Annotated in this window: 16 protein-coding genes and 1 pseudogene; 12 read left to right on the top strand and 5 right to left on the bottom strand. The window is 50.9% G+C overall.

What is annotated here, in order from left to right:
• Positions 1-21: 21 nt before the first annotated feature.
• The 6 genes and pseudogenes from pstB (at position 22) to P40081_RS19180 (ending at position 4,420) form a co-directional block, all read left to right on the top strand.
• Positions 22-798, top strand: coding sequence for a phosphate ABC transporter ATP-binding protein PstB (gene pstB / locus P40081_RS19200; RefSeq protein ID WP_039298903.1), 777 nt, complete (start codon positions 22-24; stop codon positions 796-798).
• 184 nt (positions 799-982) lie between these two features.
• Positions 983-1,431, top strand: a pseudogene (gene tnpA, locus P40081_RS37645) (IS200/IS605 family transposase).
• Positions 1,432-1,571: 140 nt separating this feature from the next.
• Positions 1,572-2,129, top strand: coding sequence for a hypothetical protein (locus P40081_RS19195; RefSeq protein ID WP_042137712.1), 558 nt, complete (start codon positions 1,572-1,574; stop codon positions 2,127-2,129).
• Between the two features lie 268 nt (positions 2,130-2,397).
• Positions 2,398-3,126: an MBL fold metallo-hydrolase gene (locus P40081_RS19190; protein WP_042137710.1), complete on the top strand. Its 729-nt coding sequence runs from the start codon at positions 2,398-2,400 to the stop codon at positions 3,124-3,126.
• Positions 3,119-3,703, top strand: coding sequence for a TetR/AcrR family transcriptional regulator (locus P40081_RS19185; protein ID WP_042137708.1), 585 nt, complete (start codon positions 3,119-3,121; stop codon positions 3,701-3,703). Before P40081_RS19190 ends, P40081_RS19185 begins: the two co-directional genes overlap by 8 nt.
• Positions 3,704-3,727: 24 nt before the next feature.
• Positions 3,728-4,420, top strand: a complete 693-nt coding sequence (locus P40081_RS19180; RefSeq protein ID WP_081970029.1) for an AlkZ-related protein — start codon at positions 3,728-3,730, stop codon at positions 4,418-4,420.
• Positions 4,421-4,596: 176 nt separating this feature from the next.
• On the opposite strand, the gene P40081_RS38585 is transcribed toward P40081_RS19180, so the two are convergent.
• The 3 genes from P40081_RS38585 to P40081_RS19170 all read right to left on the bottom strand — a co-directional run bounded on the left by P40081_RS38585 (position 4,597) and on the right by P40081_RS19170 (position 7,733).
• A complete protein-coding gene (locus P40081_RS38585) occupies positions 4,597-4,770 on the bottom strand; it encodes a hypothetical protein (RefSeq protein ID WP_156118649.1) in 174 nt (57 codons plus the stop codon).
• A gap of 441 nt (positions 4,771-5,211) precedes the next feature.
• Positions 5,212-6,441: an aminopeptidase gene (locus P40081_RS19175; protein WP_042137706.1), complete on the bottom strand. Its 1,230-nt coding sequence runs from the start codon at positions 6,439-6,441 to the stop codon at positions 5,212-5,214.
• 53 nt (positions 6,442-6,494) lie between these two features.
• A complete protein-coding gene (locus P40081_RS19170) occupies positions 6,495-7,733 on the bottom strand; it encodes an aminopeptidase (RefSeq protein ID WP_042137704.1) in 1,239 nt (412 codons plus the stop codon).
• A gap of 166 nt (positions 7,734-7,899) precedes the next feature.
• Here P40081_RS19170 and P40081_RS19165 point away from each other — a divergent pair, with 166 nt between their 5' ends.
• On the top strand, positions 7,900-8,181 hold the full coding sequence (locus P40081_RS19165; RefSeq protein WP_039298880.1) for a hypothetical protein: 282 nt from the start codon (positions 7,900-7,902) through the stop codon (positions 8,179-8,181).
• 132 nt (positions 8,182-8,313) lie between these two features.
• Here the strand turns inward: P40081_RS19165 and P40081_RS19160 are convergent, their stop codons facing one another.
• Entirely contained in the window at positions 8,314-9,660 is a 1,347-nt protein-coding gene (locus P40081_RS19160; RefSeq protein ID WP_042137702.1) for a TrkH family potassium uptake protein, read from the bottom strand.
• Between the two features lie 150 nt (positions 9,661-9,810).
• Between P40081_RS19160 and P40081_RS19155 the strand changes: the two genes are divergently transcribed.
• Genes P40081_RS19155 through P40081_RS19145 form a run of 3 tightly spaced genes read left to right on the top strand, consistent with a single transcriptional unit; the run spans position 9,811 to position 11,198 of the window.
• The gene (locus P40081_RS19155; protein WP_042137700.1) at positions 9,811-10,170 is read left to right on the top strand and encodes a VOC family protein; all 360 of its coding nucleotides are present in this window, start codon (positions 9,811-9,813) and stop codon (positions 10,168-10,170) included.
• 58 nt (positions 10,171-10,228) lie between these two features.
• Positions 10,229-10,663: a GNAT family N-acetyltransferase gene (locus tag P40081_RS19150; protein WP_042137698.1), complete on the top strand. Its 435-nt coding sequence runs from the start codon at positions 10,229-10,231 to the stop codon at positions 10,661-10,663.
• Between the two features lie 16 nt (positions 10,664-10,679).
• Positions 10,680-11,198: a GNAT family N-acetyltransferase gene (locus P40081_RS19145; RefSeq protein ID WP_081970028.1), complete on the top strand. Its 519-nt coding sequence runs from the start codon at positions 10,680-10,682 to the stop codon at positions 11,196-11,198.
• Between the two features lie 110 nt (positions 11,199-11,308).
• Here the strand turns inward: P40081_RS19145 and P40081_RS19140 are convergent, their stop codons facing one another.
• The gene (locus tag P40081_RS19140) at positions 11,309-12,631 is read right to left on the bottom strand and encodes a hemolysin family protein (RefSeq protein WP_042137696.1); all 1,323 of its coding nucleotides are present in this window, start codon (positions 12,629-12,631) and stop codon (positions 11,309-11,311) included.
• Between the two features lie 115 nt (positions 12,632-12,746).
• Between P40081_RS19140 and P40081_RS19135 the strand changes: the two genes are divergently transcribed.
• The gene (locus tag P40081_RS19135) at positions 12,747-13,514 is read left to right on the top strand and encodes a DUF1836 domain-containing protein (RefSeq protein WP_042137694.1); all 768 of its coding nucleotides are present in this window, start codon (positions 12,747-12,749) and stop codon (positions 13,512-13,514) included.
• Between the two features lie 82 nt (positions 13,515-13,596).
• On the top strand, positions 13,597-14,808 hold the full coding sequence (locus P40081_RS19130) for an MFS transporter (RefSeq protein ID WP_042141236.1): 1,212 nt from the start codon (positions 13,597-13,599) through the stop codon (positions 14,806-14,808).
• The last annotated feature ends 449 nt before the right edge of the window (positions 14,809-15,257 follow it).

The following is a 15,257-nucleotide window of genomic DNA, read 5'->3' as shown; positions in this document are numbered from 1 at the left end:
AACTTTTAGGAGGAGTAAGAGATGGGCATAGCGGAACCGGTGGTACGCGAATCATTTCAAACTGAGGATCTGAGTATTTTTTATGGCACTTATGAGGCGGTTAAAGGAATTAGTCTTCCCTTCGCCCAGAATACGGTAACAGCATTGATCGGCCCTTCCGGCTGCGGGAAATCAACCTTTCTCCGTTCTCTTAACCGGATGAATGATGATATCTCCGGCTCGACTACCAAAGGCAGCATCTGGATTGACGGTATAGATATCAATGCTTCAGGAACAGATGTCATTAAGCTGCGGCAAAAAATCGGCATGGTCTGGCAGAAGCCGAACCCTTTTTACAAATCCATCTATGACAATATCGCTTTTGGTCCTAAGTATCATGGAATTAAAGGCAAAAAAGCACTGGATGAAATCGTGGAGAGCAGCCTGCGCCGCGCCGCCCTGTGGGATGAGGTCAAAGACCGCTTGAAGGACTCTGCACTGGCATTGTCCGGCGGACAGCAGCAGCGTCTGTGTATTGCCCGGGCATTGTCGGTTAACCCGCAGATCCTGCTGCTCGATGAGCCGGCTTCAGCACTTGATCCTGTATCGACAGGCAAGGTGGAGGAGCTGATTAAGGAACTGAAGGAAGAGCTGCGGATCGTAATCGTTACCCATAACATGCAGCAGGCAGCGCGGATCTCGGATTATACAGCCTACTTCTATCTGGGCTCGCTTGTGGAATATGACAAGACCGAGAAGGTCTTCAGCAATCCGGAGAATCAGATGACCCAGGAATATATTATGGGCCGTTTCGGCTGACGGACAGGCATCGGAAGCATCATCCTTGGGGTGGTGCTTTTTTATGGCTTTAGCCAGTTGAGCGCGTGAAACGCGGGAAACAAAAAACCACTCGCTATGCGGGTGGAGGGAGCGAAGGTTTGACCACTAAGACCATTCCGATAGAATTGAGATGGTTAGGCTCGAACGAAAGGAATGGTCAAAGATGGCAAACAAGAGCTATAGTCTAGCTCACACGAAGTGGATGTGCAAATACCCCATAGACGCAAAGAAATCTATACTCAAGTGAGGAAAGATCTAATCGAAATTTTCTGACGTCTATGTAAGTATAAGGGAGTCGAAATCCTAGAAGGCCACATGATGCCGGATCATGTACACATGCTGGTAGCGATCCCACCGAAAATTGCGGCTCAACGTTTATGGGATATCTAAAGGGAAAAAGTTCGCTCATGATATTTGAGAAGCATGCCCAACTCAAGTATAAATAAGGAAATCGGAAATTCTGGGCAGAAGGATACTATGTAAGCACAGTAGGTCTGAATGAGGCAACAGTAGCCAAATATATTCGTGAACAAGAAGCACATGACCAGGCGATAGATGAGTGTAAAAGAGTACGAAGATCCATTTAGCGATAAAAGAAACAAAAAGAAATAAACCCGTTTAATGGGTAAGTGAAAATGACAAATTACACTGAGCCTGAACAAATGTGTGGTCAGGCTAGCGTCTTTAGGCGCAGTTTGGCAACAAGGGGTTATACCCCAAGAGCAAACCACCCGTTGGACGGGTGGTCCTGATTGTATAGGAAATTACGTTATGCGTCTGTTGTGAATAAGTTTCTCTGGAATTTGAAGCAGGTCCGTCTGAAGGATGAATGTGTTTTTGTATCCGGAATTCCACAGAATCCCCAGAAGTCGGAGGCTTGGAAAATCAAAGGGATAAATCCCTCTGATTCTGCCGAAAGCGGACGGTATGAGGAAATTAAAGGGATAAATCCCTCTGATTCTGCCGAAAGCGGGCGGTATGAGGAAATTAAAGGGATAAATCCCTCTGATTCCTCCGAAAGTGGGTGGTATGAGGAAATTAAAGGGATAAATCCCCCTGAATCCGCCAGAAGTGGGCGGCAGGCGGGAATGAGGGGCAAAAGTGCCCCTGAATCCGCCAAAAGTGGGTGGCAGGCAGGAATGAAGAGCATTAGTGCCCCTGAATCCGCCAGAAGTGGGCGGCAGGCAGGAATGAGGGGCAAAAGTGCCCCTGAATCCGCCAAAAGTGGGTGGCAGGCAGGAATGAAGAGCATTAGTGCACTCGATTTCACCAGATTCTGCCCCGGAAGTAGTCAGAATAGAGCAATATGAGATGAGCTTAAAATCTACATCAGCTGCACAGGCTGCATAGCTCGGGCTAATTCACCCGTTATGGTGATTTTGTTCATGAAGAGGCGCAGAATCCAGGTTGAACGGATCGCTATCAGCACTGCAGTGGCTAATGATCAAGCGATCCAATAATACTGACAAAATGCTGGATTAGGGGGCAGGCTAGACGCGGAATTACAAGTGCCACTTGTAAAACTAATCATATTAGTTTATTATTTAACTAATTACATTAGTTTTGAGGAGGGTCCTTATGAGAGTAACTCAAGAAGGGTATCTGCACCAGCTTACCTGGCTGCCGCGCTTATTTCCCGTTAACTGTTATCTGGTCGAAGAAGAAGAGGAGCTTACTCTAATAGATGCAGGCATGCCATATAGTTTACAAGGTATTCTACAACAGTCCGCCAGGCTTCAAAAGCCGCTTACCCGGATCGTGCTAACCCATGGCCATATGGATCATGTCGGGGCGCTGGATGCGCTCAAGAAGCTTGTTCCAGAGGCCAAGGTCTATATCTCGGAGCGGGATGCGGCGCTGCTGGCCGGTGACCGCTCGCTAAGGGCAGGTGAGCTTCAGACCCCGATTAAGGGCAGTGTACCGTCCAAGATAGCAACGAAGCCCGATGTGCTGCTGTACGAAGGGGATACCATCGGTTCATTGACGGCCATAAGTACGCCCGGGCATACTCCGGGATCTATGTCTTTCCGGGATCAGCGCAGTGGCGCACTGATTGTAGGAGATGCGTTCCAGACCTTCCGGGCAACCGCTGTGTCCGGCAAGAAGGTGCCGTTGTTTCCTTTTCCGGCTATGGCGACATGGAGTCTGGAGCAGGCACTGGCCAGTGCCTATAAGCTGATTGATCTAGTGCCTTCAGTGCTGGCTGTAGGACATGGAAATCTGGTGAGGCACCCGGTGGAATCCATGAAACATGCGGCAGCAGAGGCGGGCAGGGTATTGGTGAATGGAGGGAAGGTGCATGGCTAGAGCCGGTTTGGACACACATACTCTGGTGCTGGCAGCAGCAGAGCTGGCTGATGAACAGGGTGTTCAGGAGGTGACGCTGGCTGCACTGGCGGCCAAGCTGGGCGTTCGCCCGCCGTCGTTGTATAATCACATTAACGGACTCGCGGGTCTGCGGACACTGCTGGCGATTCACGGGCTGGAGCAGCTCTATGACGCCATGTCAGCGGCAGCGGAAGGCGCACGGGGCGAACAAGCCGTTTATGCGCTGAGTCAGGCTTACATCGGTTTTGCCAGACAACATCCGGGGCTGTACGAAACAACATTGAGAGCACCTGAGCAGGGAGATACCGCACTGGAGGCTGCGGGCGGGAAGGTCCTGTCACTGATTATTCAAGTCCTGTCCTGCTTTGGGCTGGATGAGGAAGGGAACCTGCACGCCGTCCGGGGATTGCGCAGCATACTGCACGGGTTCTCTGCCCTTGAGAATCAAGGAGGCTTCGGAATGCCGCTGGACTTGAATGTCAGTCTTACGCGGCTGATCCGCGCTTATATTGCCGGAATCCGCTGCATGGGTGAGGGAGCAGATGAGCTTGAATGAATTTACATCGAGGAGGCGGAATGAGTGGGTAGTGTAGAAAGCCCAGAGAGTATTACAACATTTGAGGAGATGGCTGAGGTTGTGGCCAAGCTGGGGATCGTACCGCTGGCCCCGTTGATCCCTGGGCATCCTTCTGTGAACGGGCTGACCCTGGCGGAGAACTGGCATACCGGTTCCGAGCTGGACCCCTGGGGCTGGCGGGTGAGATTTCCGGGAGAAGGATTGGCCGGATACGGAAAGTTTATCAAGAAAAAAGCCGTTCTGGTATCCCGTGAGTGGCTTCCCGCTTACCTGGCGGCGGCAGGCAGTCCGCGTTCCCTGGAGGAGCGGTATGACAGCGGTCTTGCAACCAGAGAAGCGCTAACGTTATTGCAGATTATCCGGGAGCATGAAGGCATAGAGACACGCCAGCTCCGGTCTATGGCTGATATGAAGGCCAAAGAGAAGAAAACGGCTTTTGACAACGCCGTAACCGAGCTTCAGGGTACTCTGGATATTGTAATCTCCGGAGTTAAGCAACGGCTGAATGCGGACGGTGAGCCGAACGGGTGGAACAGTACCTCTTTTGAAACCTCGGGCCACTGGATGAACGAAGCGGGAATTGAATCTTTTGAAGGAACGAGAGAAGAGGCGGTGGCGTGGCTGCGTTCGAGAATGGACGGGAGCTGGACGCCGGAAGCGATAGCCTGGATCAGCAAAGCGTTAGGCTGGAAATAAGCATATCAAGGTAGTCCTCGAGATTAGCGGGGACTACTTTTTTGTATAGCCGTAGTTGCCAGATTAGAGAGGCTGTTTCTAGAACCCCTATCTGCAAAATAAAACGGCTAATCCATTTCCCTTAGGAACAGACCGGCCGTAAGCGCTTACGGGGAAGCGTATATATTGAAGCAGCCTTATAGCATAGGGGCGAGGTATGCAATCAAAAAGTACAAGAACCCGAACAGCAGCATGATGTAGGCTGTGTACTTGATTGCATCGGAGGCTACGATACTTAAGTCTTTGGGGGCCTGGACTTCCAGACGTTCCGGTTCAGTCGAATCCACTTCTTGGTTAAAAGATTCTTTCATCAGGATTCCCTCCTAAGTGTTTGGTAAGCATAAACTTCCAGCATCGTTTCGTAATTCTGGCATCAGAAGCTTGGTGATAACTTTGGGTGCGGGACTTGTAAATACCATCCTTAATTGTATTGTGACATATTTGTGAATTAAATTCAACAATATTGTGAATATTCTTTGAACATATCTTCAAATTTGGGCTATTGGAGGAATGAACAAGAAGGAAACTAACGATTCTAGTTCCAAGCTGTACGAGGGAGCACACCCTACCAAGGTTACTTAGTGGAATCTGAGTCGGAAAATTCTCGATACACTAACTCCATAGCTCTCTTATACAAAAAGACCCCGCCATTCTCCCATAAGGGGAACGGCGGGGCCACCACAATTCATTAACAAACGTTAAACCACAATCCTCAAGCGACAATCCTCAAGCGACAATCTACAAACAAAAGCTTAAGCCCAATCTCCGTTACGGAAGATTGGATCAACAGAGCCGTCATCGGCAATCCCGTCGATGCTCATCTCCAGGGAACCCATCATAAAGTCTACATGTGTCAGACTCTGGTTCATGCCTCTTTCAGCGAGCTGTTCCTTAGTCATATTAATGCCGTCCTGCAGCGTGAAAGCATAAGCAGCACCCAGCGCAAGGTGACAGGAAGCATTCTCGTCATACAGCGTGGTGTAGTAGAGAATGCCGCTCTCCGAGATCGGAGAGTGGAAAGGAACCAAGGCCACTTCGCCGAAGTAGGCCGCGCCTTCATCCATAGCCAGCAGGGAAGCCAAGGCCTCCTGACCGACCTCTGCGGTAAAGTCTGTGACCTTGCCGTTCTCCAGGGTCAAGGTGAAACGGTCGATAATGTTGCCGCCGTAGCTAAGCGGCTTGGTGCTGCTGACCTTGCCGCTGGCACCGGTCTTCAGCGGGGCCGTGAACACTTCCTCGGTCGGAATGTTGGCCAGGAAGGACATACCGCGGCTGTTCACCGCACCGGCCTGACACCAGATATGGCCTTCAGGCAGCTCGATCGTCAGATCGGTTCCCGGTGCTGTGTAGTGAAGCTTGCGGTACTTCTTGGCGTTCAGCAGATCGCAGCGCTGCTTGAGGCCGCCCAGATGGCTGCTCCAGGCTGCAACCGGGTTCTCCTGGTCTGCGCGCACAGCTTTGAAGATTGCATCCCATAGCAGTTCAATCTGCTGCTCAGGGGCAGCGTCCGGGAATACCTTGGCGGCCCATGAAGGAGAAGGGAAGGCGATGCCGCTCCAGCTGACATGGTTAGCCATCATCATCTCCCGGTAAGGGGCCATGGCCTGGCCGGCAGTCTTCTGGTTATCAGAGATCCGGCTTGGTTCTACCCCGCTTAGCAAGTCCGGATTAGCCGAGATAATCGTCAGGAACGCAGCGCCATTACGCGCGAGATCCTCCAGCTCATCCGCCTGCCACTTGGGCGGCTCGAGGAAGCTCTCGGATGGAGCAAGATCATAACGTGTCCGTGTAACGAATTCATCGGTATAATTAACCTTTACCAGCTTTGCTCCTGCTTCATAGGCTTGGCGTACAATGAGCCGTACCAGCTCTGCGGAGACGATATCCGCATTGACTACAAGCGTTTGACCGGGCTGAATGTTGACTCCGATCTTTACAGCGAGCAGGGCGTAATTTTCGAGCTTTTGCTTGAAATCCAGCATGATTTCAGCTCCCTTCACGATCTTCTATTTTGTAATATGGAGTAGAAAAGGCATTAAAATGCCCAGTTGCCCTTCAGGAATACAGGCTCACGCGTACCGTCAGCCGTGATACCATAAATATCCATCTCTGCTGAGCCGATCATGAAATCGACATGGGTTACGCTGGTATTGAGACCATGGGCGATCAGCTCATCCTGGTTCATTTCTTTGCCGCCTTCGAGGCAGAAGGCATATGCGGTGCCGATCGCCAGATGGTTGGACGCATTCTCATCAAACAAGGTGTTGAAGTACAGGATGTTGGAGTCGGAGATCGGCGAGTTGTGCGGCACGAGTGCGACTTCACCCAGGTACTTGGCGCCTTCATCGAGACTGATCAGATATTCCAGGGCTTCCTGGCCTTGCTCGGCGCTTACGCTGATAATCCGGCCCTGTTCAAAGGTAATCGAGAAGCCGTCAATAATATTCCCGCCGTAGCTGAGCGGCTTCGTGCTTCTGACAGTACCGTTAACGCCGGTTTTCTTCGGAGCCGTGAACACTTCTTCAGTTGGCATGTTGGCGACAAAAGAATGACCTTTAGCATTGATGCTGTCGCCCTGCGCCCAAATATGGCCTTCAGGCAGCTCGATACTAAGGTCGGTTCCAGGTGCTATGTAATGCAGGCTTTTGTATTTCTTCGCATTGAGAACATCCGCTTTCTGCTCCAGCGTATCCAGATGCTCCTGCCATGCGGCTACAGGGTCTTCGCGGTCCAGGCGTACGGTGTGGAAGATTGCCTCCCAAAGTTTATCTACGCGCTCTTCTTCAGGCACGTCAGGGAATACCTTGTCTGCCCAAGGCTGGGACGGGATGGCTACAATGCTCCAGCTGACTTTATCGGACATCTGCATTTCGCGGTATTTCGTAAGTGCAGCCCCCCGGGTCTTCTGGAAGTTGGCAATCCGCTCAGGATCAATGCCTTTGAGCGCGTCCGGATTCTCGGCAATAACGTTCAGAAATGCAGCACCGTTCTCGGCGAATTCGGTTACTTCACCCGCGTACCAGGTTGGAGCCTTGGTGAACACTTCCGGTGAAGCATGCTCGAACTGCTGGCGCGTAATGAACTCGTCACTCCAGTTAACCTTGACCTGGCTTGCGCCGATGGCATATGCTTTGGCGGTAATCAGGTGGACGAACTCGGCTGCGGAAATCGGAGCATTCACGACCAGGATTTGCCCCGGCTGAACATTTACACCGATCTGCACAGCCAGATCAGCATATTTACTTAGCTTGGATTGAAGCTCTGTTTGAGTCATTGCGATTTCCTCCATTACCATAATTTTAGCTCGGAATAAGCATTGTACTAAATTATTAACCGCCGGATGAAAAAAGTCAATTACAGCGCAAAAGGAAAGGAATTGCTTACATATCAATGTTATACTGAATATTGTGGGCATGATCAGATGAAAGGAAGGAAAGAGTATGAACCTAGAAATCACCAAAGCAGAAATGAAACGCGTAGAGGATAGAAGTTTTGTCGGGAGAACGGTGTTTACACTGGAGAATCACAGCTCCCCTTATGAGATCACTTTCTTCAGTTCACGGGGAACCGAATGGGATTACAGCCTGAGCTTCGCCGGTGAACCGGGAAGTGAAGAGCAGTTCCTTGAGGTGGATGCCCTGCTGGAGAATGATGACGATGTATACAATCAGCTGCTGGACGCGGCACTCGACACTCAGGAGATTCCGGAAGAGGAAGCCTAGACCCTTTCCGGATAGCCTTGTCATACAATAGCCTTTCTATGTACAAGCTGTTATTAAAAAATGCGACTCCGTTCCGGCAGAATAATCTTGCCGCACAGGGTCGCATTTCACATTTCAAAGGTAACGCAGAGTTTAGCCGATGGTAATATTGCCTTCAGGGTACCGGTAGAGTTCCTTACTATTCTTCGGTTTGAGTGCATAAGCAAGTGTAAGCGGTCCTGTCCGGCCGACAAACATCAGAATGATCACCAGCACCTTACCGATTGTTGTCAGCTCTGTAGTCAGTCCCATTGTTATACCGGAAGTACCGAAAGCGGAGACTGCCTCGAACAGCACGGTCAGAAAATCCGCACTTTCCGTCACGGACAGCAGCATGGTCGAGATGACCACCAGCATCAGTGACAGCAGGGTCATGGTAATCGCCCTGTAGACATTCTCCTTCGAGATCCGGTGGCGGAACATTACGATATCCTCTTTGCCCCGAAGCTTGGCATAGGCTGTGCTGGCCAGAATCGCAAAGGTGGTAATCTTAATTCCGCCGCCGGTGGAGCCGGGAGCTGCTCCGATAAACATCAGCAGAATCATCAGGAATTGCGTGGATTCACGGAGCAGCGGGATCTCGATCGTTGTCACCCCACCAGAGCGTGGCGTAATCGCCTGCAGGAAGGAAGCCATTATCTTGCCTCCGGCATGCAGCGGCTTCAGCGTGGAATTCAGCTCCAGCCAGAAGAAAATAGCCGCGCCAATCACAATGAGAGCAGCAGAAGTGGTAAGGACTACCTTGGAATGAAGAGTCAGCCGCTTACGTTTCGGAAAGTCGATTACATCAGATAATACAATAAAGCCGATACCGCCGAGGAAGATCAGCAGCATGGAGGTAATATTCACAATCGGATCTTCGACATAGCGGGTTAAACCGCTGAAGGGCCCGTGAACATCCCCGAACAGATCAAATCCGGCATTGTTGAAGATGGATATACTATGGAATACTCCGTAATACGCTGCTTTGCCAAAAGGCATGTCCATCATAAATCTTGCGGCAAGAAGAATGGCCCCGGTCAGCTGAATCACCAGCGAGTAGATCAGCACCCGGCGGATCAGCTTCACAATTCCCTGCATGGAATTCTGATTCATGGATTCCTGCAGCAGCAGGCGCTCCTTCAGTGAGATCCGCTTGTTCAGCACCAGCGTGATCAGCGTCGCCATCGTAACGAACCCGAGACCGCCGAACTGGAATAGCACGAGCAATACAATCTGTCCAAAAGCCGTCAGCTGCGTTCCTGTGTCGATGACAGCAAGTCCGGTTACACAGGTCGCTGAGGTTGCCATGAACAGTGCATCAATGAAAGAGATTCTTCCGCCGGTAGAAGCAGCAGGGAGACACAGAAGCAGGGTGCCGGCCGCGATTAGTATTGCAAAGCCCAGTGATAGTATTTTGGGCGGCGTCAGCCTGAGATACCCAAAGGATAGGTTAGCCAAGTCTCATTCTCCTGACATCTGGATAGGATCTGACAAGATTATAGCATAACTTATATTCCCGTCACCAAAGAGGCAGGAAATTGACATATTTTATCGAAATGATTAAAGGCTCCACCTACTACTGTACTTTTAGAGGAGGCTCTACTTGCTGTGACAAGTCCCATACGGAATCAGGTTGGCGCTGTCTTCATCCCGGTTAGTGATATCGAAAGGTCCAAAAACTGGTATTGCAGCTTGCTTGGACTGCCGCTTGACGGTGAAATTTTGTTCGGGCATCTGTATGACGTGCCGATGCAGGGTCCGGGAATCGTGCTCGACAGCAGAATTTTTACAGCCGAGGCTGTGCTGAAGGTGCCTTCCTTCCATCTGCTTACCGACGATATTGATGCTGCCTATGATTATGTTAAAGCTACCGGAGCTGAAATTCTCACGGATATTGAACATGATCACTGGTTTAATTTCAAAGATCCGGACGGGAATGTGCTGATGATTTGCCGTTCAACCAACTAATTAATTGCATTAACTATATTGATTAATGTTGTTAATTATAATACAGGGAGTATTGCGAATGATAAGAGAAGCCACACCGGAGGATGCCTACGGCTTAGAGAAGCTGTACCGGATTCTGCTGCCGGAGCACACGGATATCCAAGTATCGCCGCAAAGAATCAGCCAAATTGCCAATAATCCGGACAGCCTGCTGATCGTATACGAAGAAGACGGGGAGGTAGCGGGTACGTTACATCTGCACTTGTGCATGGATGCGCTTAGCGGTGACCGCCCGTTCGGAGTCATAGAGCGTGTTGTAACTGACCCGCAGCTGCGCGGCAAGGGAATTGGAGCCTCACTGATGCAATTCGCAGAAGAGGCAGCAGCGGCCAGAGGCGCCCTTAAGGTAATGCTGTCCAGCAAGAGCTGCCGCACGGATGCCCACCGCTTCTACGAGCGCCTGGGGTACGACGGAGAGGGAAGCAAACTTTTCAAAAAATACATACCGGTCTAAATGCAGGAGGAATGTAATGGATATCATACTGAGGGAACTGATTCCTGAAGACGCCGCCGCACTCTTAAGTCTGCAGCACCGGCTGGATCAGGAAACTTCGTATATGCTGCTTGCACCCGGAGAGAGGCAGACCGGAATTCCGCAGGTGGAAGAAATGATCGCAAGCTTCGGGAATGCTCAAACCTCTATCCTGATCGGAGCCGAAGCTGACGGTGAGCTGGCGGGATACCTGTCAGTCAGGGGAGGAAGCGTCAGCCGCAATAAACACAGTGCCTATATAGTCATCGGCATCCTGAAGCAATATCAGGGCATGGGAATCGGCAGCGGATTGTTCCATGAGATGGACTTGTGGGCGAACCGGAGCGGCATTGTGCGTCTGGAGCTTACGGTAATGAAGCATAATGAGCGGGCTGTTGCGCTGTATACGAGGTATGGTTTTGAGATTGAAGGCGTGAAGAAAAAGTCGCTGCTGGTGGATGGGGAATGGGTAGACGAATATTATATGAGTAAAATATTTAACCCCGCCTCTATATAGTTAATGGTATTAATTATAGGCGTGATTACGTTAGTACTCACCAAAGTATGCAAGAAAGGCGCTTCCCCTGGGAAGCGCCTTTCTGTATTACTGCAGCGTATCTATCCGCTTTAGTCGCTGTGTACTGCGGCATCTTCGGTGACCGGAAGATCAATCTTGATCTCAACCTTACGGATACGGTGGCGGTTCATCTCACGCACAGTCAGAGTGACATGCTCATACACATGGCTTTTGCCGACAACCGGCTCTTCCAGGTGACTGTACAGCCATCCGCCGATCGTAGTCACTTCGTCGTCGTGGAAATCAAGACCTGTAAGATCTTTGATCTCCAGCAGAGACACATTGCCGTCAAACAGATAATGGGTCTCGCTCAGCTTCTCTACATTTCTGCGTTCGTCCCCGTCGAATTCGTCTCGGATCTCACCGACAATCTCTTCCAAGATGTCTTCGATCGTAATGAGGCCGGAGGTTCCGCCGTATTCATCCAGCAGCAGGGCGATATGCACGCGCTCCTTCTGCATACGGGTCAGCAGCGTCTTCACCGGCGTTACTTCCGATACGGTAAGAATCGGCAGAATCAGGCTTTTGAAATCAAAATCAGGGTTGTTGTCATATTGCAGGTACAGCTGCTTGGTATTAATCATACCGATGATATTGTCTTTGCTTCCGTCTGCTACAGGGAAACGCGTATACTGCTCCTTGCGGATAATAGAGATATTCTCCAGCAGCGAGTGGTCGGTGAACAGACATACCATATCTGTCCGGGGAACCATGATTTCTTTGGCCAGCATTTCATCAAAGGTGAAGATCCGGTTCACATAACCGTATTCCGCTTTGTTGATTTTGCCGCTCTCATAGCTCTCGGACAAGATCAGGCGGATCTCGTCTTCACTGTGGGCATCGCCATGTTCACTGGCCGGCTTCATTCCGAACATACGGACGAGCAGGTTGGCGGAACCGTTCATGATCCAAATCAAAGGGTACAATACTCTGTAGAACCAAATAATCAGCGGTGCGGTAATCTGACCGATTTTCTCCGGAATGTTTATAGCGGCCGTCTTCGGTGCAAGTTCACCGACAACGACATGCAGGAATGTGGCGATAATGAAGGCCAGTGCAAAAGCAATAGGCTCACTAACGCTGTGGCTCAGGTTCGTCAGGTCGAACAATGGTATCAGCAGCTGCTCAAATGCAGGCTCTGCCAACGCCCCGATCCCGAGTGCAGTAATGGTGATTCCAAGCTGACAAGCAGACAGATATCCATCGAGGTTAGCAGATACCCGCTGTACCGCTAGCGCATTCTTCTTCCCGTCGAGTACCATCTGGCTGACCTGGCTTCCTCTTAATCTCACTACTGCAAACTCCGTTGCTACAAAAAATGCGGTTAAAATAATCAAAATTGCCACGAGCGTCAAACTAAGTCCTATACCCATATAATCTTTACCATCCCTTTCGTCCCTAAAATAGGTTATACTCATATTATGAGTTCATATGAACCTATTGTACGAACTTTTCAATGAAATATCAAATGGTGGAGGGTTGCCATCTATGGAAGCATTTACACTTAGCCGGATAGAGATGTCCGGACTATTACTGTCTCTAAGCGAAAACTCGGAGCGGAAGCCGCTCCATATTCTGCAGGAAGCCTGGACCAAGTTCCACCGTGAAGAGGTGCGGGAGGGGACGTCACTGCCGGCTTTTCTCTCTACGGATATTCCCCCGATCCTGCAGAAATTGATCAAAGGCAGCGGCATCAAAGGGTTATCCCTTGGTGAAATCGCCTCGCTCGGCAGTCTGATTGAGTATTCCACATTATCTGTTACGGCTATGCAGAACTGGGTAAAGCGTGACTTCAAGGAATATCTCGGGGCGCCGCGTGAAGGGAAGAAGTATTCCATTAATCAGGCTGCGCTTCTATTTATAATTGATGATCTCAAGGCTGCACTCGATTTCGAGAGCATCCGCCAGCTCTTCCGTATGCTGTTCCTGGCGCCTGAGCGTGATGATGACGACCTGGTCGAGCCGGCACAGCTGTATCACGGGTATGCAGAGCTGTTCGAGGAGATCAAGACCCGCTCCCCGATGCCGGTGCAGGGGCAGGCTCAGCCTGGTAACCCCAAAGAGTATTTGCTGAAATCCGACAGTGCGCTCAAATCGGCGATGGACGGAATGATGAAGCGGCTCAGCCATCTGACCAGATCACAACGGGATGCCGTGCAGAATATGCTCCTGATCGCCGCCATATCAGTTCAGACCTGTTATTTTCAGGCGATGGCCCGGCAATATTTCAATGCGGTGTTATTCCTTGATTTTTGAACCGTCCGATTCTAGAATGTGTAAGTGAAACTAGTCTTACTCCGAGACTTAGCGGGAATCAGGGAAGAGGGTGCTTGTTATGATGAATCAAATGTCGCTGCTGCAGAATCCGAAGCAAAGAAAACTGCTCTTCAGTGCAGGACTCAGCTGGATGTTCGACGCGATGGATGTGGGGATGATATCTTTTGTGGTGGCTGCGCTGGCCAAGGAGTGGGCGCTGGGACCGGAGAAGATCGGATATTTAACCAGTATCAACTCGGTGGGGATGGCTGTGGGAGCGGCTGCGGCCGGGATTCTCGCGGACCGGTTCGGCCGCAAATCCGTACTGCTGTGGACGCTGCTGATCTTCTCCATAGCAAGCGGCCTGTCGGCATTTGCTGCAGGGTATGTAATGCTGTGCGTGCTGCGCTTCATTGCCGGCTTCGGGCTGGGCGGTGAATTGCCGGTTGCCTCGACACTGGTGTCCGAAAGCATGCCGGTCAAAGAAAGAGGACGGGCCGTCGTACTGCTGGAGAGCTTCTGGGCGCTTGGCTGGATTCTGTCCGCGCTGATCGCTTATTTCGTTATTCCGGATTACGGCTGGCGGATTGCCTTCGCGATTGGTGCAGTACCGGCGCTCTATGCGCTCTACCTGCGTAAGGCAATTGATGACTCGCCGAAATTCGCCGAGATCAAGAAGGCTCCGGTATCCCTGCGGAACCGGATTACGGCAGTCTGGTCTGCGGAATACCGCCGTTCGACGATTATGCTGTGGATTCTGTGGTTTACGGTTGTTTTCTCCTACTACGGTATGTTCTTGTGGCTGCCGACAGTTATGGTGCTTAAGGGCTTCAGTCTGGTCAAAAGCTTCGAGTATGTGCTGATCATGACGCTCGCCCAGCTTCCGGGATATTTCACCGCCGCTTATTTCATCGAGAAATTCGGCCGGAAGTTCGTGCTCGTGATCTATCTGCTGCTGACAGCTGTCAGCGCCGCCTGGTTCGGAAATTCCACGACCGAAGGCATGCTGATGGCCGCCGGGATCTGCCTGTCCTTCTTCAACCTGGGGGCATGGGGCGGGATGTATGCTTATACACCGGAGCTGTATCCGACTACCATCCGTTCAACAGGTGCAGGACTGGCAACCTCGTTCGGCCGGATCGGGGGTATTATTGCACCTACACTGGTCGGCGTGATGGTGGGGAATTCGGTCGCGATCAGCACAATCTTCATGCTGTTCTTCGTAACGATTATTATTGGTGCGCTGGCCGTGCTGTTCCTGGGGAAGGAAACGAAGGGCACAGAGCTGCTCTAAGAATAATTGGAAAAACCATCAGGAGTTATACTCCAACAAGGCCAGCCGGAGCTTCCGGCTGGCCTTTGTTGTGGCTTTAGCCAGTTGAGTGCGTGAAATGCGCAATACAAAAAACCACCCGCATAGCGGCTGGAGGGAAGCCTCCGCTATTGCAGCCCATAGGGTGAATATAGTATATTCTTAAGGAAGACACAAACGAACGTTCTCATTGTCCGGCAATGTGCGGTGACAGACACTCTAATCTAGGATCTTGAGGGGCCAGTCTCTCAAGGTCTTTTTTGAAATATACGCCAGCATGGATATGTTTACGCCTGCCGAACTTGACTTGATTTGTTCCAAGTAGCGTTTTTTCAGTCCGGCTTACCTTTTGACGGAAAGGCGGGAGCAAGAATAGCTCCATTTGATGCCCCTAGTACAGGACTGGAGACCGCTGCATCACCTCATAAGGC

It is taken from the genome of Paenibacillus sp. FSL P4-0081, from assembly GCF_000758565.1.
GTDB lineage: Bacteria > Bacillota > Bacilli > Paenibacillales > Paenibacillaceae > Paenibacillus_AQ > Paenibacillus_AQ phytohabitans.
The sequence above is the reverse complement of the archived record's forward strand: the minus strand, read 5'-3'. Positions and strand labels throughout refer to the sequence as shown.